This window comes from Aquitalea sp. FG25 (assembly GCF_057809375.1).
This window is the reverse complement of sequence record NZ_JBMDJV010000040.1, coordinates 1-23,949: the sequence shown is the minus strand read 5'-3', so window position 1 is coordinate 23,949 and position 23,949 is coordinate 1. Positions and strand designations below refer to the sequence as shown.

At 57.6% G+C, this 23,949-nt stretch carries 24 protein-coding genes; 17 read left to right on the top strand and 7 right to left on the bottom strand.

The window, feature by feature from the left end; genetic code table 11:
- Positions 1-800: 800 nt before the first annotated feature.
- On the bottom strand, positions 801-1,418 hold the full coding sequence (locus tag ACODR9_RS23120) for an FMN-dependent NADH-azoreductase (RefSeq protein ID WP_488812813.1): 618 nt from the start codon (positions 1,416-1,418) through the stop codon (positions 801-803).
- A gap of 124 nt (positions 1,419-1,542) precedes the next feature.
- Here ACODR9_RS23120 and ACODR9_RS23115 point away from each other — a divergent pair, with 124 nt between their 5' ends.
- Positions 1,543-1,962 (top strand): winged helix-turn-helix transcriptional regulator, encoded by a 420-nt coding sequence (locus tag ACODR9_RS23115; protein ID WP_488812811.1) that lies wholly within the window; start codon positions 1,543-1,545, stop codon positions 1,960-1,962.
- Between the two features lie 174 nt (positions 1,963-2,136).
- On the opposite strand, the gene ACODR9_RS23110 is transcribed toward ACODR9_RS23115, so the two are convergent.
- Positions 2,137-2,535 (bottom strand): nuclear transport factor 2 family protein, encoded by a 399-nt coding sequence (locus ACODR9_RS23110; protein WP_488812809.1) that lies wholly within the window; start codon positions 2,533-2,535, stop codon positions 2,137-2,139.
- Positions 2,536-2,667: 132 nt separating this feature from the next.
- Between ACODR9_RS23110 and ACODR9_RS23105 the strand changes: the two genes are divergently transcribed.
- From ACODR9_RS23105 to ACODR9_RS23075, 7 genes are all read left to right on the top strand, one after another.
- Positions 2,668-3,513, top strand: a complete 846-nt coding sequence (locus ACODR9_RS23105) for a LysR substrate-binding domain-containing protein (RefSeq protein WP_488812807.1) — start codon at positions 2,668-2,670, stop codon at positions 3,511-3,513.
- Positions 3,514-3,696: 183 nt separating this feature from the next.
- Positions 3,697-4,056, top strand: coding sequence for an ArsR/SmtB family transcription factor (locus ACODR9_RS23100; RefSeq protein WP_488812805.1), 360 nt, complete (start codon positions 3,697-3,699; stop codon positions 4,054-4,056).
- Positions 4,057-4,061: 5 nt separating this feature from the next.
- On the top strand, positions 4,062-4,475 hold the full coding sequence (locus ACODR9_RS23095) for an arsenate reductase ArsC (protein ID WP_488812803.1): 414 nt from the start codon (positions 4,062-4,064) through the stop codon (positions 4,473-4,475).
- 9 nt (positions 4,476-4,484) lie between these two features.
- On the top strand, positions 4,485-5,552 hold the full coding sequence (arsB, locus tag ACODR9_RS23090) for an ACR3 family arsenite efflux transporter (RefSeq protein WP_488812801.1): 1,068 nt from the start codon (positions 4,485-4,487) through the stop codon (positions 5,550-5,552).
- A gap of 19 nt (positions 5,553-5,571) precedes the next feature.
- Positions 5,572-5,937: an arsenite efflux transporter metallochaperone ArsD gene (gene arsD, locus ACODR9_RS23085; protein ID WP_488812799.1), complete on the top strand. Its 366-nt coding sequence runs from the start codon at positions 5,572-5,574 to the stop codon at positions 5,935-5,937.
- A gap of 14 nt (positions 5,938-5,951) precedes the next feature.
- The gene (arsA, locus tag ACODR9_RS23080; RefSeq protein WP_488812797.1) at positions 5,952-7,703 is read left to right on the top strand and encodes an arsenical pump-driving ATPase; all 1,752 of its coding nucleotides are present in this window, start codon (positions 5,952-5,954) and stop codon (positions 7,701-7,703) included.
- Positions 7,704-8,087: 384 nt separating this feature from the next.
- Positions 8,088-9,755 (top strand): ABC-F family ATP-binding cassette domain-containing protein, encoded by a 1,668-nt coding sequence (locus ACODR9_RS23075; RefSeq protein ID WP_488812795.1) that lies wholly within the window; start codon positions 8,088-8,090, stop codon positions 9,753-9,755.
- A gap of 132 nt (positions 9,756-9,887) precedes the next feature.
- Here ACODR9_RS23075 and ACODR9_RS23070 read toward each other — a convergent pair whose 3' ends face one another.
- Entirely contained in the window at positions 9,888-10,814 is a 927-nt protein-coding gene (locus tag ACODR9_RS23070; RefSeq protein WP_488812793.1) for a LysR family transcriptional regulator, read from the bottom strand.
- Positions 10,815-10,953: 139 nt separating this feature from the next.
- Between ACODR9_RS23070 and ACODR9_RS23065 the strand changes: the two genes are divergently transcribed.
- Together ACODR9_RS23065 and ACODR9_RS23060 are read left to right on the top strand one after the other, a co-directional pair.
- Positions 10,954-11,712, top strand: coding sequence for an SDR family NAD(P)-dependent oxidoreductase (locus ACODR9_RS23065; RefSeq protein WP_488812791.1), 759 nt, complete (start codon positions 10,954-10,956; stop codon positions 11,710-11,712).
- Positions 11,713-11,796: 84 nt separating this feature from the next.
- Positions 11,797-12,204: an OsmC family protein gene (locus ACODR9_RS23060; protein ID WP_488812789.1), complete on the top strand. Its 408-nt coding sequence runs from the start codon at positions 11,797-11,799 to the stop codon at positions 12,202-12,204.
- Between the two features lie 517 nt (positions 12,205-12,721).
- On the opposite strand, the gene ACODR9_RS23055 is transcribed toward ACODR9_RS23060, so the two are convergent.
- A complete protein-coding gene (locus ACODR9_RS23055; protein ID WP_488812787.1) occupies positions 12,722-13,372 on the bottom strand; it encodes a response regulator in 651 nt (216 codons plus the stop codon).
- A gap of 323 nt (positions 13,373-13,695) precedes the next feature.
- Between ACODR9_RS23055 and nosP the strand changes: the two genes are divergently transcribed.
- From nosP to ACODR9_RS23035, 4 genes are all read left to right on the top strand, one after another.
- Positions 13,696-14,847: a nitric oxide-sensing protein NosP gene (gene nosP, locus ACODR9_RS23050; protein ID WP_488812785.1), complete on the top strand. Its 1,152-nt coding sequence runs from the start codon at positions 13,696-13,698 to the stop codon at positions 14,845-14,847.
- A gap of 14 nt (positions 14,848-14,861) precedes the next feature.
- Complete coding sequence (locus ACODR9_RS23045; protein ID WP_488812783.1) at positions 14,862-17,459, top strand: hybrid sensor histidine kinase/response regulator; 2,598 nt, start codon at positions 14,862-14,864, stop codon at positions 17,457-17,459.
- 133 nt (positions 17,460-17,592) lie between these two features.
- Positions 17,593-19,113 carry an aldehyde dehydrogenase gene (adh, locus tag ACODR9_RS23040; protein ID WP_488812781.1) on the top strand — a complete coding sequence of 507 codons (1,521 nt, stop codon included), beginning with the start codon at positions 17,593-17,595 and terminating at the stop codon, positions 19,111-19,113.
- Between the two features lie 183 nt (positions 19,114-19,296).
- Positions 19,297-19,671 (top strand): DUF779 domain-containing protein, encoded by a 375-nt coding sequence (locus tag ACODR9_RS23035; protein WP_488812779.1) that lies wholly within the window; start codon positions 19,297-19,299, stop codon positions 19,669-19,671.
- Positions 19,672-19,791: 120 nt separating this feature from the next.
- Here the strand turns inward: ACODR9_RS23035 and ACODR9_RS23030 are convergent, their stop codons facing one another.
- The gene (locus ACODR9_RS23030; RefSeq protein ID WP_488812777.1) at positions 19,792-20,043 is read right to left on the bottom strand and encodes a hypothetical protein; all 252 of its coding nucleotides are present in this window, start codon (positions 20,041-20,043) and stop codon (positions 19,792-19,794) included.
- Between the two features lie 96 nt (positions 20,044-20,139).
- Between ACODR9_RS23030 and ACODR9_RS23025 the strand changes: the two genes are divergently transcribed.
- From ACODR9_RS23025 to ACODR9_RS23015, 3 genes are all read left to right on the top strand, one after another.
- Positions 20,140-20,532 (top strand): DUF1289 domain-containing protein, encoded by a 393-nt coding sequence (locus tag ACODR9_RS23025; RefSeq protein WP_488812775.1) that lies wholly within the window; start codon positions 20,140-20,142, stop codon positions 20,530-20,532.
- Positions 20,533-20,553: 21 nt separating this feature from the next.
- Positions 20,554-21,165 (top strand): methyltransferase domain-containing protein, encoded by a 612-nt coding sequence (locus ACODR9_RS23020; protein ID WP_488812773.1) that lies wholly within the window; start codon positions 20,554-20,556, stop codon positions 21,163-21,165.
- A gap of 174 nt (positions 21,166-21,339) precedes the next feature.
- Positions 21,340-23,163 carry a methyl-accepting chemotaxis protein gene (locus ACODR9_RS23015; RefSeq protein ID WP_488812771.1) on the top strand — a complete coding sequence of 608 codons (1,824 nt, stop codon included), beginning with the start codon at positions 21,340-21,342 and terminating at the stop codon, positions 23,161-23,163.
- Between the two features lie 65 nt (positions 23,164-23,228).
- Here the strand turns inward: ACODR9_RS23015 and mscL are convergent, their stop codons facing one another.
- Together mscL and ACODR9_RS23005 are read right to left on the bottom strand one after the other, a co-directional pair.
- Positions 23,229-23,690 carry a large conductance mechanosensitive channel protein MscL gene (gene mscL / locus ACODR9_RS23010; protein WP_488812769.1) on the bottom strand — a complete coding sequence of 154 codons (462 nt, stop codon included), beginning with the start codon at positions 23,688-23,690 and terminating at the stop codon, positions 23,229-23,231.
- Between the two features lie 43 nt (positions 23,691-23,733).
- The coding region (locus ACODR9_RS23005) for a hypothetical protein (protein ID WP_488812767.1) at positions 23,734-23,949 on the bottom strand (216 nt) is incomplete at its 5' end.

Genomic DNA, 23,949 nt, shown 5'->3' with positions numbered 1-23,949 from the left:
ATCCTGTGTAAACCAGCCCTTGCCTAGCAAGCCGAGGAAGGACCGCTTTGGCCGACATCCAGCCAAACAGAAAGGGGTCCTGCCCCCCTTTGTTCTGCTTACCCGCCACCCCTACACATAAGTCCCCCTCAGCTTCCTGGCGATCCATCCCACGACTTGCGGCACAACGGCGTTACCGGCAGCGTGAGCCTCTGCAATTTGGTCGCATCCAGTCCGAGGCAAAGCCCATGATCGCGAGACGTTCCGGCCCGCTCAACCATCGAATCCCATCCGTCGGTTTGAGCAACGAGACCGGCACCACTGATAGCGATTTGGGCGGCAGCTTGCCCGGCAAGTAGTGTAGGGAAAGGCTTGAGTTCGGATTGTTGCGCTGGCGGCGGGCCAGAAACAGCTGCCACTGGGCTGGCATCGGCCAGTAGCTCGATGGGGGACGCACCATGCGCAGAAGAAGACCGGCAATGATGAATACGCGGAGAGGCAAACACCCTGCGTGATAGCAGGGTGTCGTGGCGGCAATTCGGCTAAAGCGGTTGACCCCCAGTGCGGGTAACGATGTCCGTTTCTTGTTTAAGCGGTCACGAGGTATCTAGCAAACAAGGGCGTACTTCAAGCAATGCTCTGTGCCGGGTCGCTCGCAACTTCTCCGCTTAGTGTTGGTGGCTTTGCATTCTGCGGTGGTCGTCCTGCGGGGTCAGGCCTATGGCCTGTATGAAGGCCTGCCGGAACGCGGTTTTATCACCATTAAGCACACTGGCTGGTTACCCGCGCCGTAATAGCGCCGATCTTCGTCATTGTGATGGTCATGCCACCTGCGCCAACAGGGTATGTACAGCCTTTTCGGCATTGGCGATGGCGGCCTTTGCCGCATCAGGGCCGAACACGGTGCCTTCAACGCGTACCAGTTCAACGTCAGTCAGGCCAATGAAACCGAGCATGTGCAGGAGGTAGCTGCTCTGAAAATCGAACGGAGCCCAGACGCCTTCCGAGAACACACCGCCGGCAGCGGTGACGAGATAGACCTTTTTCCCCGTCAGCAATCCCTTCGGCCCGGTGTCGCCGTAGCCGAAGGTGACCGCCGGCCAGGTAACGTGATCAAACCAAGCCTTGAGTTGCGAGGACGGTCCGAAGTTGATCATTCCCGAGCCAAGCACGACTACGTCAGCAGCTTTTAACTCATCAACCAATTCTTGGGCGATCCCGACTGCTTCGGCCTGCTCGGGTGTCCGGGCATCTGGCGCCGTAATGCGGCCATGGATGTAGGCCGAAGTGATGTGGGGAAGTGGATCTGCTGCGAGATCACGCACCGTGAGCGTACCGTCAGTGTGCGCCTTGATGCCTGCGGCAAGCTCGGTTGCGAGGCGGGAGGAAAGGCTGTCAGCCCCACGCGGGCTTGAGGTGATCAGTAGGATGTGGCTCATCATGCTTCCTTAGGATAAAAATGTAACTAGGTAATTGTTCAATCCTGAATTACAGAACAATACGAAGGATGGTATGGTTCCCATCGTTCATCCACAAGAAGGCACATGTATGTCACTGAGTCACATGGAATTACCTGAAGACATGCCGGACCCGGATGCAGAAGGCTGCCAGGCCACCCGCGAAATCCTGGATCGTATCGGTGACAAGTGGAGCCTTTACATCATCGCCACGCTGGCAAACGGAGTGATGCGCTTCAATGAGCTTAAGCGGGAAATAGACGGCATTTCGCAACGCATGCTGACGCTGACGCTGCGGGGTTTGGAGCGTGATGGGCTGATTACCCGAACGATGTATCCAACCATTCCGCCGCGCGTCGACTATGAGCTCACTGAATTGGGAATAACGCTGTTAGGACCAGTCATGTCGCTGGTCAACTGGGCGAATACCAACAAGCTGGCTATATCCGCAGCACATCGGCGCTTTGATGAAGAGTCTGAGCCAGAGCGAATTGCCGTACAGGGTGTTATCTATCAACGGCGGTGAGTTTGCGAACCTCGAGCCGCAGACCAATATTGTGGGGGAGTCGAACTTCGGTTTTGGGTCGAAAGCCACCACGCACGCGTGGGGTATCGACCGCCTACTGTGGCCGATCCAGTGATGGTGCGTCCGCTTGGCTACGCAACTTGCCACACGCACAAACCATCTCTGGAATTTGCACTACACAAACCGGTTTCCCAAGTCCGCACGGATTTGATGCGTATCGTAAATGATGACCAGCTTCTCGATCAGCCCTTGCGCATTGAAGTCAAAGACATCGACACAATCGAAACTGACCTTGCTACCGTCTCGTAATACCCAGTCATAGCGGAAATAAGCATTGGCGGTGCGATTGCCTTGCGTGCTCTGGAAAAGATCCAGCAAGGTAATGCTGCTATTACCGGATGCATCGGCCAGTTTTGCGTAAAACGGCCTTGGACTTACCCAGCCCAGCAGGGGCGAGTAGATACGGGCATTGGTGCTAAACAAGGCGACAACGCCTTCTACATTGCCCGCTTCTAGTTGGTGCAGGTACTCTTTCAGTTTCCCGGCAAAATTGTTTGCTTCTGCTTCAGACATCGGTTTCACCTGTTTCTGTTTGGAAGCCAGACCTTAGCAAGGATGATCGTGAGCGGCATATCGACTAATTCTGAACAGGGGGATGCAAAAGATGCATACCCCCTGGTTGCCTTGACCCGGCCTTTGCCTTCCATGATGGGCTTGCAAGCCTTTATCGCGGTAGCCAGCCTGGGCAGTCTTACCCGTGCTGCGCGGCAACTTTGTCGTACCCAGGGGGCGGTCAGTCGGCAGATTCAACAGCTGGAACAGTTTTATCAGCAGGGGCTATTTGACCGTACACCCAGCGGAATGAGCATGACCCCTTATGGTAAGCGCTTGTACGCCGTGGCGAGCCTGGCGCTGGGTAGCTTGAGCAGTTTCTCCGCCAACGCCTTGCGGCAGCCAGACCGTATCCACCTGCGCTTGCCATCCACTTTTGCCTTACGCTGGTTTCTGCCTCGCCTTGATGTCATACAGCAGTGCCTGCCTGGCATTCAGCTGGAAATCAGTACCACGGTGCTTGATCGTCCTGAATTTGGCAGTGGCGATTTTGATGCCATGATTGTGCGCGGTAACGGGCAGTGGGAAGGGTTGAAGTCGGTGCTGCTGTTTCCCGAGCAACTCACCCCGATGTGCAGTGCCACACTGTCGATGGATCTGCAGGTGCCAGCAGACATGGCGCACTACCGGCTGCTCCATGCCAATGGTAGCCAGCAAGAATGGCAAGCCTGGTGGCAAACCTATGCGGCAGGCGCAATGCCGGGGCAGCACCTGGTGTTTGATTCGCTGGATGCGGCAGTCAATGCCGCTGCTCAGGGCTATGGTATCGCCTTGTCAGACCCGCGATTATTTCAGGACCAACTCGCTCAAGGCACATTGGTGATGCCATTTGCGCAATGGCACTCGGGGGAGGATGGCTACTATCTGGTGACTCCGGTTTCATCGGCAGACCTTCCGCAACTACACCTGCTGGTGGAAACCCTGCACGCACTGATCTGAGACTTTCTCAATGGTCGTGCTGTACTGCTATGGTAACAAGCGGATCGCCTGTGCCATCTGACCGCTTCAAGCTGCATAGTGGACGGCCCAGTCAGCTTTATTTTCTCCCTCGCGCCTTGATGCAGCTCATCAGCAACAAATCCGTCATTTGACTTGTGATTACATTTCTATAAACTTGGAAATATGGAAACCTTAAACGCTGCTGAAATCCTTGCTGCCCTCGGGCACGAGTCCCGTCTTGCCATCTTCCGCCTGCTGGTGGAAGCCGGCCCGGAGGGTATCAACGCCTCTGCCATTGGCGAGCGTCTGGGCATCCCGAATGCCACGCTGTCCTTCCACCTGTCGCATCTGAGCCGTGTTGGCCTGATCAAGGGCGAGCGCGAGAGTCGCTTCATCCACTATTCGGCTGAATACGAGACGATGGATGAGCTGATTGCCTTCCTGGCCCACAACTGCTGTCAGGGCAAGGCATGCCTGCCAAAGACCAGCGCGTGCGACACCGTCGCCAAGCGTCGCAGCAAAAAAACCGAACCCCAGGAATAATGACCATGCGCCATCCCAAAACCGTCCTTGTGCTGTGCACCGGCAACTCCTGTCGCTCCCAGATGGGCGAAGCCATCCTCAATCACGACCTGGCAGGCCTGGTGCGCGGCATTTCCGCCGGAACCAGCCCGCAAGCCAAGGTGGCCGATGGTGCCATCCAGGCCCTGAAGCTGGCCGGGCTGCCGACTGATGGCTTGTTCCCGAAGACTGTTGAAGAGGTGATGGAGCAGGATATCGACCTGGTGGTGAGCGTGTGCGACAACGCCAAGGAAACCTGCCCCGTCTTTCCGCGTCCGGTCAAGCGCATCCATGTGGGCTTTCATGACCCGCACGGCGAGCCGCTGGACAGCTTCCTGGCGGTGCGTGACGACATCCGCGCGCGTCTGGTGCCTGCGGTACGCGCAGCCCTGGGTTTGTAAGGAGTCATCATGTCTGTGGTTCAATGTGAAGTCAGCGCCAAAGCCGCCACTGGCGCGCCCATGAGCGTGTTCGAGCGTTACCTGACGCTGTGGGTGTTCCTGTGCATCATCGCCGGCATTGCTGCCGGGCAGCTGGCACCGCACGTGTTTCAGGCCATTGGCCATATGGAAATCGCGCAGGTGAATCTGCCGGTCGGCCTGCTGATCTGGGTGATGATTATCCCGATGCTGGTCAAGGTTGATTTCAGCGCCATGCATGAAGTGAAGCAACACGTCCGGGGCATTGGCGTCACGCTATTGGTTAACTGGCTGGTGAAGCCGTTTTCGATGGCCTTTCTGGGCTGGTTGTTTGTGCGCAATCTGTTTGCACCCATGCTTCCTGCCGACCAGCTGGATAGCTACATCGCCGGGCTGATTTTGCTGGCAGCTGCGCCTTGTACCGCCATGGTGTTTGTCTGGAGCCGCCTGTCCAACGGCGACCCGCTGTTTACGCTATCGCAGGTGGCGCTGAACGACAGCATTATGGTGTTTGCCTTCGCCCCCATCGTGGCGTTTTTGCTGGGCATTTCGTCCATTACCGTTCCCTGGGATACGCTGCTGACCTCGGTGGTGCTCTATATCGTGATTCCGGTCATCCTGGCCCAGCTTCTACGCAAGGCCTTGCTGGCCAGGGGACTGGCTGCCTTTGATGCCGCCATGGCCCGGATTGGCCCGTGGTCCATTTCGGCACTGCTGGCCACCCTGGTGCTGCTGTTTGCCTTTCAGGGCGCAGCCATCATCAAGCAGCCCTTGGTGATTGCCTTACTCGCCGTACCCATTCTCATCCAGGTGTTCTTCAATTCGGCGCTGGCCTACTGGCTGAACAAGGTGGTTGGCGAGAAGCACAACGTTGCTTGCCCGTCGGCACTGATTGGCGCATCCAACTTCTTCGAGCTGGCCGTGGCTGCGGCCATCAGCCTGTTCGGGTTTGAATCTGGCGCAGCGCTGGCAACGGTGGTTGGCGTTCTCATCGAGGTGCCGGTCATGCTGCTGGTGGTTAAAGTGGTTAATGCATCCAAGGGCTGGTACGAAGCCTGAACCGTGTAAGGAGAGCATCATGAAGAAACTTGAAGTGTTTGACCCCGCCATGTGTTGCTCAACAGGTGTTTGCGGGGTGGATGTTGACCCGGTACTGGCCCAGTTTGCGGCCGACCTGAAATGGGTTGAAGCGCACGACGTCACGGTTGAGCGCCATAACCTGGGTCAGGAACCGCAGGCCTTTGCCGCGAACCCCGCCGTGCTCAAGGAAATGGAAGCCGGCATGGACCGCCTGCCCATCCTGGCTGTTGATGGCCACATTGTGTCCACCGGGATGTATCCGTCGCGCGCCCAATTGGCCCAGAAGCTGGGCATTGTGCTGACCACGGCCGAGAAACCACGCATCAAGGCCGGTGGTTGCGGTTGCAAGCCGGGAACCTGCTGAATAAGGAGTGAATCATGTCGCTGCCCACCATCCACACCCGCTACCTGTTCTTTACTGGCAAGGGCGGCGTCGGTAAAACATCACTCTCCTGTGCCACCGGCCTGACGCTGGCCGAAGCTGGCAAAAAGGTGCTCATTGTCAGCACCGACCCCGCCTCCAACCTGGACGAGGTGCTCGGTGTGGGGTTGAGTCAGTCACCAACCGCCATTCCGGGCGCGCCTGGATTATTTGCATTGAATATCGACCCGGAAGCGGCTGCGCATAGCTACCGGGAACGGATGGTGGCCCCGTATCGCGGCATCCTGCCAGCTGCAGCTATCCAGAGCATGGAGGAGCAATTCTCCGGTGCCTGCACCGTTGAAATTGCGGCTTTTGATGAATTCTCGAAACTACTTGGCGACCCGGCGGCAACTGCCGCGTTCGATCACGTTATCTTCGACACCGCCCCCACCGGCCACACGCTGCGCTTGCTGACGTTACCTTCCGCTTGGGATGAGTTCATCTCATCCTCGACCGGCGGTGCTTCCTGCCTGGGCCCCTTGGCAGGCCTGGAAAAACAAAAGGCCTTGTATGCCGCGACGGTAGCCCGGCTGTCCAGCGCCAGCGAGACAACGGTGGTTCTGGTTGCGCGTGCCGACACCGCTTCCTTGCGTGAGGCCAACCGCACCCGTCATGAACTGACTGACCTGGGCATTGGCAACCAGACGCTGGTCATCAACGGCTTGTTCTGCGGCGACACGGCTGGCGATGCGATTGCCGCTGCCATGCTGGCGCGCGCCTCGGCAGCCATCGAAACCATGCCACCAGAACTTGCCGACTTACCGCAAACACGCATTCCCTTCCTGCCACGTGGCACGGTGGGGCTGGATGCCCTGCGTGAGATGGCACACCCCGAAACAGTGACGCCACCAACCAGCACCGTTATGCCGGCAACCGCGCTACCACCCAGTTTGCGCGGCCTGGTCGACAATATCGCGGCCAGCGGACACGGGGTGATCATGACCATGGGCAAGGGTGGCGTCGGCAAAACCACGGTGGCGGCCGCCATTGCAGTTGCGCTGGCCAAAAAAGGCCACAAGGTGGTGCTCTCCACCACCGACCCGGCCGCCCACACCGCAGCCGCCATTGATGGTGTCGTACCCGGACTGGCGGTGACACGCATCGACCCCGTGCAGGAAGTAAAGCAATACACCGCAGAGGTGTTGGCCAAGGCGGGGCAGCATCTCGATGCAGGCGGGCGCGCCATGCTGGAAGAAGACTTGCGTTCCCCGTGTACTGAAGAAATTGCCGTTTTCCGCGCCTTCGCCCGCACTGTGGATGAAGGCAAGGATGGCTTCGTGGTACTGGATACTGCGCCAACCGGGCATACCATTCTCTTGCTTGACGCTGCCGAGGCCTACCACCGCGAAGTCATGCGCACCCAAGGTGACATGCCCGAGGCCGTGCTCCAATTGCTGCCCCGGCTGCGCGACCCTGGCTATACCCGTGTGCTGATTGTGACCCTGCCGGAAGCCACCCCGGTGCATGAGGCAGAACGCCTTAGCGCCGACCTGGCACGGGCCGGTATCCAGCCGCATGCCTGGGTCATCAACCAGTCGCTGTTGGCCAGCGGAACAACGCATCCCATTCTTTGCCAGCGGGGTGCTTATGAAGTGCCTTTCATCCGTCGCGTTGCTGACACGCTGGCCAAGCAATCAGCATTGATACCGTGGTTGGCAGAGGCTCCGGTTGGCGAGCGTGGCCTGGAGCACTTTGTCGGCAGGTAACAAGAAGGCAAATGCGCAGTGAGCTGGATGTGGGCACTCTCCAGGTTAAAAAGCCGCCCTTCGGCGCCTGGAATCGTTCAAGCGCGTTGTATACGGCTTTTAACCTTGCCCCGCAGTGCATGGATGGCCTGATCCTGCATCCGTCCGGTTTTGCTCCCGCGCCAGGTGCAAGTGCATCAATCCCGTTTGGCTATGTGCCGGAGTGTCTTTAGCAGTGGGGGAGAATGCGCTGCCCTGCACGAAGGTATATCTGCGTATAATCTCTGCCTTGCCCTCGGACAATGTGTCCGGGGGCTCTGTTTTTTTATCGGATTCCGTCGAAAAACAGTAGCCGCTGGTTTACTGTTTTTTGCCTCCTCAACATTGCAGCACGGCTATTCCCTCATGATCATCCTGAAAAACGTGGCCTTGCGTCGCGGCACCAAAGTCTTGCTGGACAGCGCAACCGTCAGCATCAACCCCGGCGAAAAAGTCGGCCTTGTCGGGCGGAATGGCGCGGGCAAGTCGTCGCTGTTTGCAGTACTGAATGGCAGCCTGCACGAAGATGGCGGTGAATTCTCCATTCCCAGCCAGTGGCGCATGGCACAGGTGGCGCAGGACATGCCGGAAACGTCCCAGACCGCGACAGAGTTTGTGGTGGAGGGCGATATTCCCTTGTTGGCGGCGCGGCGCGAAGTGGCGGAAGCCGAGGCCGGTGAAGACTACATGCGCATGGCACATGCCTACACCGCGCTGAATGATGCCGGTGAGCATGATGCACCGGCCCGGGCGCAGGCGCTGATTCTGGGTTTGGGCTTTAGTGTGGCGGAGCTGCAGCAGCCGGTGAACAGCTTCTCCGGCGGCTGGCGTATGCGTCTGCAACTGGCGCGCGCGCTGATGTGCCCGTCGGACCTGTTGCTGCTGGACGAGCCAACCAACCACTTGGACCTGGATGCCCTGGTGTGGCTGGAAGCCTGGCTCAAGCAATACACCGGCACCATGGTGGTGATCAGCCATGACCGCGAATTTCTGGATGCGGTTACCAATGTCACCCTGCATATCGACCACGGCAAGCTGGTGCGCTACGGCGGCAACTACAGCAAGTTCGAGGACATGCGCGCCGAGCAAATCATTCTGCAGCAGGCGGCACAGGCCAAGCAGCAAGAAAAAATGGCCCATCTGCAAAAATTCATTGACCGCTTCAAGGCCAAGGCCAGCAAGGCCAAGCAGGCACAAAGCCGGGTCAAGGCACTGGAGCGCATGGAGAAGATTGCGCCGGTGCTGGCTGATGCCGACTTCCAGTTCGAATTCAAGGAACCGAGCAGCCTGCCCAACCCCATGCTGACCATGTCGCAGGCGTCGTTTGGCTATCCGGCCCCGGAAAGTGCACCGGAAGGCACGCCGCCTACCGTGATTGTCCAAGGGGTGAATCGCTCGGTATTGGCTGGTCAGCGTATTGGTATTCTGGGGGCCAACGGCCAGGGCAAATCCACCCTGGTGAAAACGGTGGCCGAAGCGCTGAAAGCCACCAGCGGCGAGATCATCCGTGGCAAGGGCCTGAGTATCGGCTACTTTTCGCAGCAGGAGCTGGACGTATTGCGGCCAGAGGACGACCCGCTGCAGCACATGCTGCGCTTGGTGCGGGAAACGCCCACCCAACTGCGTCCGCCAGCCAATGACTGCCGCGAGCAAGGGCTGCGCAATTTCCTTGGCACCTTCAATTTCAGCGGCGACATGGTCAAGCAGGCCGTAGGCAGCATGAGCGGCGGTGAAAAAGCACGGCTGGTGTTGTGCATGATTGTGTGGCTGCGTCCCAATCTGCTGTTGCTGGATGAACCGACCAACCATCTGGACTTGGCCACGCGCGAGGCGCTCAGCGTCGCGCTCAACGAGTTTGAAGGCTCGGTGATGCTGGTCAGCCACGATCGTGCCCTGCTGCGTGCGGTGTGTGACGAGTTCTGGATGGTGTCGCGCGGCGGTGTCAGCGACTTTGAAGGCGATCTGGATGATTACCAGGTTTATCTGCTGGCCGAGGCCAAGCGCCGGCGCGAAGAGGCTGCGGGCAAGCGTTAAACCAGCGGCAGGCGCTGGTTCACCTGGCCGCCGCTGGCTAAGGCCAGGCGCGGCCGGAGTGGGCATGCCATGCCGCTTGCCATGCTTTGCCGTGGGGCAAGCATGAGTATTGCAACCAGAGCGTATACCGCTTTATGACCGCTTGCTGGCATCCAGCAAGCGTGGCTGCAGCAGGCTGCTGATCCAGCTCATGAACACCTGTACGCGTTGTGGCAAGTGGCGACGGTTCGCGTAGACCAAGGAAACAGGCATGGGTGCAGGGCGATAGGCGGGCAGTAATTCCACCAGTTGCCCGTTGGCAAGATAGCTGCGCATGCCCGGCTCGGGTGACTGTATGATGCCCAGCCCGGCAAGGCAGGCCGCCGTATAGGCCTCGGAGTTGTTCACGGTGAGCACACCGCCCATCGGCATATGGCGCATGCTGCCTGGGGTATCAGGATCAACGTATTCAAAGCCCGGTTCGCGGCCGCCGAAGTGGGTGAGATAGTGCACCAGGCGGTGATGGCTAAGATCGGCAAGCGACACCGGCAAACCATGCTCGGCAATGTAAGCAGGACTGGCGCAGTTGATCATGCGGTACTGCCCCAGTGGCCGGGCAATCAGGCTGGAATCAAGCAAGGCTCCCACGCGCAATACGCAATCGAAACCCTCACGCACCAGATCCACGCGCCGGTCGGTACTGCTTAGCTCCAATTCCAGCGCCGGATGCTGACGCAGGAAGTCCGACAGATTGGGAATCACCAGATCCCGAGCGATGGCAATCGGCATATCCACCCGCAAGCGCCCGCTGACGGCGGAAGGCGCCTTGCGAAACAGATGCTGTAGTTCAGCAAAATCAGCCAGCAGATCCTTGCTGCGTTCAAAGACGGCTCGTCCATCCTGTGTCATCTGCACACTGCGCGTTGTGCGATGCAGCAAGCGTGTGCCAAGCAAATTCTCCAGCTGCTGTACCGCCAGCGAAACCGTTGCCTTGGGTAGCCCCAGGCTCTCTGCCGCCGCCGTAAAGCTGGAGAGTTCGGCAACGCGCACAAAAATCTGCATGGAATCGAGCTGGTTCATGGTGGGCAGGGTTTTGTTGGTAAATATTGGACAGTCTAGCCAAAAATTGACGGTTTATCCTGCTACAGCTTGCCAATAGACTGCGAATCATCAGGCATGGCCATGTCCCTGAACCCGTTCACTCTAGCAGGAGAGCACCATGATTCAACGCATCGCACTCATCACCGGTGGCAGTCGCGGCCTCGGTAAAAATGCAGCCCTCAAGCTGGCTGCCAAGGGAGTTGACGTTATCTTTACCTATCACACAAAGCAGGATGACGCGGCGGCGCTGGTGGCTGAAATTGAAAAGCAAGGGCGTCGCGCCGCTACGCTACAACTGGACGCAGCTAATGTGCACGCCTTTGCCGACTTTGCCGAACAATTGAAAACGCTGCTGCAAACCAAGTGGCAGGCCGGGCAGATTGACTACCTTATCAATAATGCCGGGATGGGCATCTACAGCAGTTTTGCCGAAACCACGGAAGAACAATTCGATGCGCTGATGAATGTGCATCTGAAGGGTGTTTTCTTTCTGACCCAAACGCTGTTGCCGCTGATTGCTGATGGCGGGCGCATTCTGAATATCTCCAGTGGTTTGGCACGCTTCAGCTTTCCTGGCTACGCTGCCTACGCCACGATGAAGGGGGCGATCGAAACCCTCACGCGCTATCTTGCCAAGGAGCTCGGCCCGCGTGGTATCTCGGCAAACGTGCTTGCTCCCGGAGCTATTGAAACCGACTTTGGCGGTGGCAGCACGCGCGACAATCCACAGGTTAACGCCATGATCGCAGCCAATACGGCAATGGGACGTGCCGGGCTGCCCAATGATATTGGCGATGCCATTGCTGCGTTGATGACTGCGGAAAGCAACTGGATAACCGGTCAGCGGATTGAGGCTTCAGGCGGAATGATGCTGTAATCTAGCCGCTGCATCCTGCGTGCGTATTGCCGATAGGTACCCAAGCCGAACACCTGAGCTTTGCTGTCTGATAAGGAGAAGAAAATGTCTACTGCCACCGTCAAGGCCCTGCTGCAAGACACGCCTTACCGTGTGATGTTTACCGATGACCTCGGCAATAGCTGGGCGGCCGATGAACCCGAAGCGCTTGGTGGCGGTAATACGGCACCAACGCCGGATCGGCTGCTGCTGGCCAGCTTGGGTGCTTGCACCGCGATTACCTTGCAAATGGTGGCTACCCGCCGTCAACTCCCATTGCAGGGGGTTCAGGTTGAATTACAACTCAACCCGGACGGGAAGCCGGAAAACGGCAATATGATTACACGGCGGATCACGGTGCAGGGGGCGCTAAGTCCGGAGCAGCAAGCCCAGTTGCTGAAAGTGGCCAATAGCTGCCCGATACACAAGCTGCTGACCGGCGAGATACAAATTGCCACCGAGCTGGTGAATTGAGCAGGGTCGGTGAGCTTCCACCTGCCTGGCCTACCCAAGATGGAAATCGTGGCGGGATTTAAGGTTTGCTTAATCTTGTTGTGAGAGAGTAATGCGGATTGACTCTCAATCAAGAGGACAAGTCCATGATATCGAGTATAGGCAGTGCAACGTCTTATCAGGGTTATCAATCAGTCAGCAGGGCAGCAAGCCAAGCTACGCAGCGTGTCACTGATCGTGATGGTGACAACGACAACAGCAAGGCCAATGAAGTTGAGCAGAAAGCCACACCGGCGTCGGGTACTATCGGGACAAGAATAGACACGTCTGCCTGAGCATCAAATAATAAGCAGCGCGTCACCTTCGCGCACAGCCCACTGTCATGGTGGGCTTTTTCACGTTCAAGCCTTGTCGGCCGCAGCAAGGCTGCCGCATGGGGATGGGATTCAGGATATTCAGCAATAAAGCAGTCAGCCAAGATGGGCTGCTGCGCATTGATCTTGCTTGGGAATGGGACAATGGCCTGCCAGCGTGGCTTTCAGCGCAGCAATGGCCCGGCCTTGATCACGGCCTGGGTTCGACTGTTGACTTCCAGTTTGCGCAGAATGGCTGAAACATGTGCCTTGACCGTGCTTTCCGCAATGTTCAGCTCATGGGCGACAATCTTGTTGGGCTTGCCTGCCACAATGGCTTCCAGTACACAACGTTCTTGTCGGGTAAGGCTGGCAATGTGGCTGCGCATGGCCTGTTGTTCGGCGGATAAGGGCAGCGGTGTGGGGCTGTTGGTGTCGTGACCGGCAAGTTGCGCTGGCTGGTAGATTTCTCCATCTTCGGCAATACGGCGTACCGCATCGGCCATTTGCTTGCGCGGGGTGGATTTGGGAATAAAACCGCATACGCCCAGTTGCAGCGCGGCGGCGACCACTTCGCTGCGCTCGTCGGCGGAAACCACCACCAGCGGAACTACCGGTGCGGCTTGCCGTAGCAGGGCAATGCCGCTGAGACCATGCATGCCGGGCATGTTGAGGTCCAGCAAAGCCAGTTCCAGCGAGTCGTCATTGATGGCGGCCTGTACCTCCTCCAGCGAAGTGCATTCAACCAGACGAATATCTCGCCCGAATGCTTCCAGCACCACGTCCTTCAGTGCTTCACGGAATAGCGGATGATCATCGGCAATCAATACACTCATGTCCATCTTGAATTGGCCTCGCAAAAGTGGCTGCCCGGAGCTGACAGCGTCCAAGACTATAGCCTGAAACCGCAGCGGCTGGCAGCATGCGCGTGACATGCGGCACCCAAAACATGGCTGCACATCATTATCTTGTTGATGCTGTTGGCCGCTGCTGCAAATGCAGCGCTAGAATGCAATGAGCCGGTCCGGGCAAGCCCGACAAGGCCGGATGGATTTTGCCGCACAACATAAAGTACGAGCCGGTGCAGATCAGTCAATAAAACCGGCCAACTCACAAGAATAGCTGCCCCTGCAACGCCGGGCAGCAAGGTGGAGACAAGATGGAGAAACCCCTGGTATTGCTGGGCAGCACCCAGCAGCAGGACCCGTCGCAGGCAGCCGCCGAGCTGTTTGCCCAGTTGTATCAGCCAGCGCTGTCCCTGGTGCTGCTGTTCATTTCCCCGGCTTATGATCTGGCCCGGCTGGCACCTGCCTTGCAGCAGTATTTTGGCACTGCGCTGGTGGTGGGCTGCACTACGGCTGGTGAAATTGGCTGCCATGGTTATCAGCAAGGCAGCATCAGCGGCGTCAGCTTTGCCGCGCCGGATTTCTTTGCCGTGGCCTCCCGGCTGGACGATCTGCACGCTTTCGAGCTGGCCGATGCATTTGAAGCGGTGATGACGGCCAGGCACGAGCTGGCGCGTAATAGCGGCAAGGCAATCGATCACAACAGCTTTGCGCTGATGCTGATAGACGGTCTGGCCGCCTGCGAGGAGCGCGTAGCCAGCCGCTTGTCATCTGCATTGGGGCATATCCCGCTGCTGGGTGGCTCTGCCGGTGACAATATGCGCTTTGAAAACACCGCCGTATTGCTGGATGGCCGGTTTCACAATCAGGCGGCAGTCTTTGTCATGGTGGCCAGCCGCCATCCCTTTGAAATGTTCAAGTCTGAGCATGCCGCCCGTAGCGGTGAGCGCATGGTGATTACCGAGGCGGATGTGGATAGCCGGCTGGTGACGGAAATCAACGCCGAGCCGGCTGCGGTGGAATATTGCCGCACCCTGGGCTTGGACCCGGATCAGCTGGATGCCAATACCTTTGCCGCGCATCCCTTGGTGCTGCAGGTAGGGGGCGTACCGTATGTGCGCTCCATCCAGCGTGTCAATCACGACTTGTCGCTGTCCTTTTTCTGCAGTGTGGACGAGGGGGTGGTGCTGTCTGGCACCCAGGCGCAGGACTTGGTGGCCAGCCTGGATCAGACTTTTGCGCGGGTACGCAAGCAGTTGGGCCCCTTGCAGGTGGTGCTGGGTTGTGACTGTGTGCTGCGTCGCATCATGATCAGCAATACGGATGCACAAAGCCGGCTCTCCAGCTTGCTGGTGCAAAACCGGGTTGTCGGCTTCAACACCTATGGCGAGCAGTTTAATGCCATGCATGTGAACCAGACCTTCACCGGCATTGCCATCGGTTATGCCACTGATTACGCAGGATAATTCCGGGGATAAGCATGGATTTGGCTGCTGACATCAATCTTGCCGACAAGCCCGCGCTGCTGCAGTACATTGCCCAGCTGGAAAAGGACAATGCCAAGCTGCGCAAAATCAACAATGCGCTGATCTACCGCGTGGAAAGCGGCATGGCGGACAATGGTAATTCCTTTACCATTTTCCAGGTGTCGGCTGAACTGGAAAAACGCATCCAGGAGCGTACCCACGCACTGGAACGCGCCATCAACGACCTGAAAACCAGCAATATCGCCTTGGAAGAGGCCCGGCTGGCAGCCGAGCAAGCCAATAACCGGCTGGGTGTGGCGGTGGATACCATTGCTGACGGCTTTGCGCAGTGGGACCAGCACGATAGGCTGGTGCGCTTCAACCAGCGCTTTGTCGATCTGCAACCGGCGCTGCGCCGCCATGTGCATACCGGCATGTATTTTTCTGAATATCTGGATCATCTGGCGGATTCAGGCAGCGCGCTGGAAGCACTGGGCCGAGCGGAACCCTGGCGTGCGCAACGCAGCACGCTGCATCAGGATTGCACGGGCAGTTATCTGGAACCGCTGAGTGACGGGCGCTGCTTGCGGGTCAGTGAGCGGGCAACGGCCGACGGCGGGCGCGTAGCCATTTATACCGACATTACTGAAATCAAGCGTCAGGAGCAGTTGCTGCGCCTGCAAGACCAGGCCGCACACCGTCAGTTGCTGGAGGCCACGGTCAACAGCCTGCGGCAGGGCATTGCCGTATTCGATCAGCACTCCCGGCTGTTGGCATGGAATCACCGCTTTTGTGAACTGGCTGGCTTAGCACCGGCAGCGCTGTGCATCGGCGAGGCGCTGCCGGTTGATGCGGAAATTCCGCTGCTATGCCCGGTGAATGGCAGTTACGAAGTGGAAACCGGCCACGGTCTTGTGCTGGAGATTGAATCCTGCCCCATGCCCAATGCCGGTTTTGTGATTACCTGCAGTGATGTCACGGCCCGCAAGCATGATGAGCGTGCGCTGCGCGAGAGCGAGTCCAAGCTCAGGCTGATTACCGACGCACTACCGGCGCTGATTTCCTATGTCGACAAAGACCAGGTCTACCGTTTCACCAACAAAGGCTATGAAGACTGGTTTGGCAAGCCGGTGCACGAAATCAACGGCCATACCCTGCGCGATGTGCTGGGACCGGCCCTGTATGATCCGCGCCGCCATTTTGTCGAGCAGGCGTTGGCGGGCATCTCATCCGTATTCGAACTTAAAATGCCCGCCCCCAAGCGTTCGGTGGAATATGCACAGGCGGCCTTCATTCCCCATATTGGCGAAGATGGCGCGGTGCATGGTTTTTATGCGCTGATCCAGGACATCACCCAAACCCGCCGCGCCGAGCAGGTGTTGCAGCGGGCCAAGGAAGAGCTGGAACAAAGCGTGACGGCACGCACTGTCGAACTGCGCCAGGCCAATACCCAGTTGCGAGAGGCCATTGTGGCGGCAGAAGAGGCCAATCGCAGCAAAACCCGCTTTTTTGCCGCCGCCAGCCACGATCTGTTGCAGCCGCTGAATGCGGCGCGGCTGTTTGTTGCCAGCCTGGCCGAGCGCGAAACCGCCGGTGACGGCATGCGGCTGGCACAGCATGCTGCCAGCTCGCTGGAGGCGGTGGATGATTTGATCAATACCCTGCTGGAGCTATCCCGCATCGATGCCGGTGCGCTGCAGGTGGAGCACCGTCACTTTCAGCTGGACCAACTGCTGCGTCAGATCAGCATCGAGTTCAGTCCCTTGCTGGCCGAGCGCGGATTAAGCCTGCGTTGCCATCCCTTGCCGGTGGTGGTGCATACCGACTGGGTGCTGCTGGGACGCATTTTGCGTAATTTCCTCAGCAATGCTCTGCGCTATAGCGAGCAGGGCCGCGTGCTGCTGGGGGCGCGGCGCACTGCAGAAGGGGTACTGGTTGGCGTGTGGGATCAGGGGCAGGGCATTCCCGCTGGCAAGCTGTCCTTGGTCTTCGAGGAGTTCCAGCGCTTGTCCGAGCACAGTGCCATGTGTAGCAAGGGCCTGGGGCTAGGGCTGGCCATCGTCAAGCGGCTGGCTGGCCGATTGCAACACCGGCTGGTGGTGCGTTCACATTATGGTCGTGGCTCTTTCTTCGGCATTGTGCTGCCTTATGGCCAGGCCGAATCCGTCAGCGTCATGCCGCGCCAGCAGGAGCGGGTGGCGGTATCCGGCCTGTCAGAGCTGCAAGGCTTGTCGGTGCTGCTGATTGATAATGAACCCGCCATTCTGGCTGGCATGAGCACCTTGCTATCCGGCTGGGGGTGTTTGCCACTGATTGCCCGTGGCCGGGAAGAGGCGCTGGCCTTGCTGGCACAGCTAAGCCGCCCGCCGGATGTGATTCTGGCCGATTACCATCTGGACCAGGACGAGCGCGGGCCGCAGGTGATTCGTGCGCTGTATCAGCAACTGCAGCAAAGGATTCCGGCCGCCATCATCACGGCAGACCGTACACCGGAAGTTGCCGCTGAAATTGCTGCCGGCGACTGGGCCATGCTGACCAAGCCGGTACGTCCGGCCAAGCTGCGCGCACTCATCGGCCATCTGGGCCGATTGGCGCAGCCTGCCGGCTGCTGAACATGCTGACAGGCTTGCTGCCACTTTTCTAAGACCAAAGTCGAATAGAGGAATACAGGGCGATTTCGCACAATGACATGGCAGCCGGAAGTAAACCCCGGCGCTCCGATTCTAATAGCCAGGAGGCAACGTCATGTATCAGCAAGCGCTCGCAGCACTCAGCAAGAAACTCCCGCTGAAATCCCGTTACGACAACTTCATCGGCGGCCGTTGGGTGGCACCAGTACAGGGCCAGTACTTCACCAACATCAGCCCGATCGATGGCAAACCGCTGTGTGACATTGCCCGCTCCACCGCTGCCGATATCGAGCTGGCCCTGGATGCCGCCCACGCCGCAGCCGACCGCTGGGGCCGCACCGCACCGGCCGTGCGCGCCAATGTATTGCTGAAGATTGCCGATCGTCTGGAAGAGTACCTGCCGTTCCTGGCACTGGTGGAAACCCTGGACAACGGCAAGCCCATCCGCGAAACCAATGCCGCTGACCTGCCGCTGGCCGTAGACCACTTCCGTTACTTCGCCTCCTGCCTGCGGGCGCAGGAAGGCTCGCTGTCCGAGCTGGACGAAGACACTGTGGCTTACCATTTCCACGAACCGCTGGGCATAGTCGGTCAGATCATTCCGTGGAACTTCCCGCTGCTGATGGCCGCCTGGAAGCTGGCCCCGGCACTGGCCGCCGGCAACTGCATCGTGCTCAAGCCAGCCGAACAAACCCCGATGGCCATTCTGGTGCTGATGGAAGTGATTGCCGACCTGCTGCCGGACGGTGTGCTCAATGTGGTGAACGGGTTTGGTGTGGAAGCCGGCAAGCCGCTGGCCACCAACCCGCGCATTGCCAAAGTGGCCTTTACCGGCGAAACCGGCACTGGTCGTCTGATCATGCAGTACGCTGCCGAAAACATCATCCCGGTTACGCTGGAGCTGGGTGGCAAGTCGCCCAATATCTTCTTTGAAGACGTGATGCGCGAAGACGACGACTTCTTCGACAAGGCGCTGGAAGGCTTTGCCATGTTTGCCCTGAACCAGGGTGAAGTCTGCACCTGCCCGTCGCGCGTGCTGGTACAGGAATCCATCTACGATGCCTTCATGGAGCGCGCCGTCGCCCGCGTCAAGGCCATCAAGCAGGGTAACCCGCTGGATATGTCCACCATGATCGGTGCCCAGGCTTCGCGTGAGCAGCTGGACAAGATCCTGTCCTATATCGATATTGGCCGTGCCGAAGGTGCGCAGATTCTGACTGGCGGTGGTCAGGCACATTTGGGTGGCGCACTGGCCGAAGGCTTCTACGTGCAGCCCACCATTCTGGCGGGCCACAACCAGATGCGTGTCTTCCAGGAGGAAATCTTTGGACCGGTGGTTGCCGTCACCACCTTCAAGGACAAGGAAGAGGCCCTGCGCATTGCCAATGACAGCGCCTTTGGCCTGGGGGCCGGGGTGTGGACTCGCGACGGCAATACCGCCTACCGCATGGGCCGCGAAATCAAGGCTGGCCGCGTCTGGACCAACTGCTACCACCTCTACCCGGCACACGCTGCCTTTGGTGGTTACAAGAAGTCCGGTATCGGTCGTGAAACCCACAAAATGATGCTGGATCACTACCAGCAAACCAAAAACCTGCTGGTGAGCTACAGCCCGAAAGCCCTGGGCTTCTTCTAAGCGGCAAGGTCAATCCGGTTTCCGACGGTGTGGTGCAGCGCACTGCACTGTCGGCTTCCTGATTGCCTTTTATTTCACAGCCACGGCCTGAATGGCCGTGACTGTTTGTAAGCAGCGGTCCTCCTTGGGGGTGGCGCGAGCCGCTCTCGCTTTGGCGCCGCCGGTGTCTCGCAAAGGAATGACATGATTTCCCGCGTCAACATGACCGAGCGTGCTGCGGAACTATTGTCGGTGTTGTGCCAGCGTCATGGTTCCTTGCTGTTCCACCAGTCTGGTGGATGTTGTGACGGCAGCGCGCCACTATGCTTTACCCAGCAGGAATTCCGTGTTGGCGATCATGACATTCTGCTGGGAGAAATCGGCGGCTGCCCTTTTTACATCAGCGAATTTTTGTATGGTTATTGGCAAAACTGCCAACTAACCATTGATGCCCAGCCAGGGCGCAGCAGCGGGTTTTCGCTGGAGGCGACAGAAGGCATGCGCTTTGTTACCCTGTCGCGGCTGTTTACCGAACAGGAACTGGCCATGCTGGTGCCGCCACCTGCGGCCACGGCCTAAACTGCCAGGCCAGCCATGAAAAAACCCCGGGAAGCCGGGGTTTTCTGTTTTCAGGCCAGTGCAGGGGAGAGCCGGTGTTATCGCCCGGTATTCTGGATAATCTGCACCAGGGCCGCCGTTTCAGGAAGCATCCAGATAGTCGTAACCAGCCCAGTCCAGCGCATAGCCGTGTCCCTGCTGCTTCAGGTTGATCGGCTTAAGCAGGCCATGCTGCTGCATGTAATGCAGGTGCGCCTGGATGGTGGACGCGTTGAATTCGTCCCCTGTTTCACGCTGGATAGCTGCCATGATCTGGCGTTCATCCAGATATTGCACCTGCTTGGTGCGCAGAATGCGTAATATTCTGAAAACCAATAATTCGTTACGAGGCATTGGGCTATATCGTGTTGCAGCGATCTTTCAGTTATCTGACATTTTTATTGCGTTCGTCAAGAAGTATGACGGAAGTGTTTCATTCAGGAGTAATCAATGGTGTTGGAGCGTCCCGACTCCCCATGTATCGCACGTTGCACGACGGCGGTAGGTGACAATGTCTGCCGTGGTTGTGCCCGCAGTTTTGCCGAGATTTCCAACTGGTGCTTCATGGCAGGCCCGGAGCGCGAACAGGTGTGGCAACGGCTGCCGCTACGCCAGCCCCTGCTGGATATTGCCGAGCGCTTGGGTACCTTGCTCGACCTGCAAGAGATGGATGGCATCGAATGGGGTGTCGTACGGCTGGAGGGCAGGGTGATCCTGCTGCGTCTGCTGAATGGACAACTGCAGCTGCGCTTGCCCGATGGCCGAAGCTTGCCGCTGGCCATGGAGCAGGGGCTCGATGGGGTGGAGGCGCAACTGCGCCAATATATTGCGTTAGCAAATTAGTATTACAGAGAGGACTAAAGTATGGCGCAAGACAGCTCGCTGCCAGAATTTTGGGATCAGCGCTATCAGCAGGGGGTAACACCCTGGGAAGGCGCCAGCCCGGATGAGCAGATGCACCGTTTCATTGCCAGCCTGCCAGTAGCCAGCAAGGTTCTTCTGCCTGGCTGCGGTAGTGCCAGCGACCTGCCCTGGTTGGTAAAGGCCGGCATGCAAGTGGATGCTATCGACTTCAGTCTTGAGGCCATCCAGCGCGCGGCGCTTGCCTTGCAAGACACGCCAGCCCGCTTATGGCAGGCAGATTTCTTTGCCCTGTCTGCCCCGCAGGCTTATGACGTCATTTTTGAACGTGCTTTTCTCTGTGCCTTGCCGCCAGCCCGCTGGGATGACTATACCCAGAAAATGAGTCAGCTCATTCGTCCTGATGGTTACCTGGCGGGGGTGTTTTTTCTGGCGGAGAAGCCGAAGGGACCGCCGTTTGGCACCAGTCTGCAGGCGCTGCAGCAGCTTTTCTCCGGATACTTTGCCTTGCGGACGTGCCAGGTCGTTCACACCACCATTCCCGTATTTGCCGGTCAGGAGTTCTGGATGGTGTGGCAGCGTCTACCTGGGGAAGCGAGTGGTGGGGAGTTGTGATTCTTTAGTTTCTTTGTTAACAGTTTTTCTTTTTTATGACTTTGATGATAATAATTCTTGATAGCAATCAGTTTTATCCTAAATTTGAGTAGTCTTTTCACAAAATTCAGGTAAAAATGTAGCGCCCGCTTTAAACATATAACAAGTAATACCAGCAGGTCGTAAGGAGAGAGCATGGAGTGGTTCTGGCGCATTTATACCCTGGTTGAGAAGAAGATTTTCTACACCCTTACCAGAAAATTGTGCAGTTTCTTTTTTTTGAGCCTGTTCCAGCTCTTCATGCTGGTATATGTCTATCTGGTATTGACGGATATTCGCGGCCAGCTCAATGGTTCTGGCATGAGCGCGGCAACGCTGGAAAGTATTCGCAGCAGCATAGACGGGGCGATCTTCTGGTCGACAGGCTTGTGGTTGGCTGGTTTTGTGTTTGTTTGCTTTATGGTCTGGTACTTACGCTACCTGATCGTACGACCCTTAAAGATGATTATTGGCATCTTCAATGAAATCGGGGCGGGCGAGGGGGATTTGTCGCGTGATATTCCGACCATCACGCATGATGAAATTCGTGAGGTTTCGGTTTCCTATAACCGTTTTCAGTTGAAAATGCGTGAAATCATCAGCAATGTGCGCCTGATGACGGTGCGTATTGCCATGGACTCGGCGCGTACCCGCAAGAATGTCAGCGAATCGCTAAGCAGTGCGGTACGGCAGGATGAATTTGCTACCCGGGTACGGGCTGCCAGCGATCAGACAACCAGCGGCATCAACCAGGTAACCGGCCAGACCCAGTCCATTTCGTCTTCCACCTTGTCCAATCTGGATGTCGCGCGCGAGTCATACGACGAGCTGAAAACCGTTGCGGATCGCATCTTCGACATCAGCCAGAAAGTGGGCCATTTCAATCAGACCGTCGAAGATCTGAGCCAGCGTTCGGCCAGCATCAAGACGATTGTTGATCTCATCAAGGATATTTCGGACCAGACTAATCTGCTGGCACTAAATGCAGCCATCGAGGCAGCGCGAGCCGGGGAAACCGGACGCGGTTTTGCCGTGGTGGCAGATGAAGTGCGCAAGCTGGCAGAAAAGGTGAAAAAGGCAACCGACGAAATTTCCAGCAATATCGACGGCATGCTGGGCCTGGTGTCCGACACCCAGGTGGAAACCAACGAAATTACCGCAGGCACCCACCAGGCAAGAGAAGTGGTTTCTCGTGCATCGCAGCATTTTGGTCGCATGATGGGCGATTTTGAAACCACCGCCAGCAGCCTGACCCAAATTGCCGGCACCATGGAGGACTTTGCCGAGACCAACCGGCAGGTCAATCGTCACGTTTCCGAAATTCATGGGCTTGGTCAGCAGGTTACCGAGCGCCTGAATCATACTGAACAAGTGGCTGATGAGCTGTCTGGCGTGGCCGAGCAGGTTCAGGAAATGGTTTCCCGCTTTATTATCGGAGAGGGTGAATTTGACCGCATGATCGGCCTGGCACGTCATCTGCGCGATCATTTGCAGGGCGTGCTGCAACAGCAATTGCAAGGCGGTGCCGATATCTTTGACAGGCGCTATCAGGCAATTCCCGGCAGCAAGCCAACCAAATACCATACTGCTTATGACGAGAAGCTGGCTGGGCTGGTGCAGCCGCATTACGACGGGCTCGTGCGAGATGTCGTAGGCGGTCGTTTTTGTCTATTGGTGGATACCAATGGCTACGCCCCAACCCACAATAGCTGGTATAGCCAACCCCTGAGCGGCGATGAAGAGAAAGATCTGGTAAACAGTCGCGACAAGCGCATGTTTGCTGATCCGGCCGGGCTGAAATCAGCACGCAATACCGAGCCTTTTCTGCTGCATACCTATATGCGGGATACCGGTGAGATTCTTTCCGAACTGACATTGCCGGTATTTGTGGATGGCCGCCATTGGGGAGCGTTGCGACTGGGTTTTGATCCCAGCAGCCTGCTGGAGGCCGCTGGTCTGGAAAACAAGACCACGCGCTAAATTACCAGCCCGCATGAAAAAAGAGGCCCTCGGGCCTCTTTTTATTTGTCTGCCTGCAGCAGCGTTCAGTCCAGCTGCGAGGTGCAGCAGGGGCAGCGGCTGGCCTTGAGCGGCACACTGGACAGGCAGTAAGGACATTCCTTGGTCGCTGGAGCAGGGGCAGCTTCCGCCGGGGCTTCCCGCTTCAGTCTGTTGATGGCTTTTACCAGCATGAAAATGGCAAAGGCAACAATGGTAAAGCTCACCAGCGAATTGATGAACAGACCAATATTCATTGTCACCGCACCCGCCTGTTTGGCGGCTGCAACCGAAGCGTAAGGTCCAGCCTGTTTGACGCCTTCTTTCAGGACCAGAAACAGGTTGGCAAAGTCGACATTGCCTACCAGCAGGCCAATAGGAGGCATGATGACATCATCTACCAGCGATTTGACGATGGAGCCGAAGGCACCGCCAATGACCACACCGACGGCCAGGTCGATTACATTGCCTTTGACAGCAAATTCCTTGAATTCTTTCAGAATGGACATGGCTGATCCTTTGAGTTTTATTTAATACTGTGTTAATCAAACTCTAGTTTAGCATGAATATGCTGATATGTTGCTCAGCGCATTCTTGGGTATCAATGCAAAGCTTGTCAAAAAAGAAGAGGGGGAAATCAGGCAGGTAGGCGGCAGGGATAACACGTGCAAAACAAAAAACCGCCCTGTTAGGACGGTTCATTGTAATCAGAATTGGCTCCCCGAGCAGGGCTCGAACCTGCGACCTGCGGATTAACAGTCCGTCGCT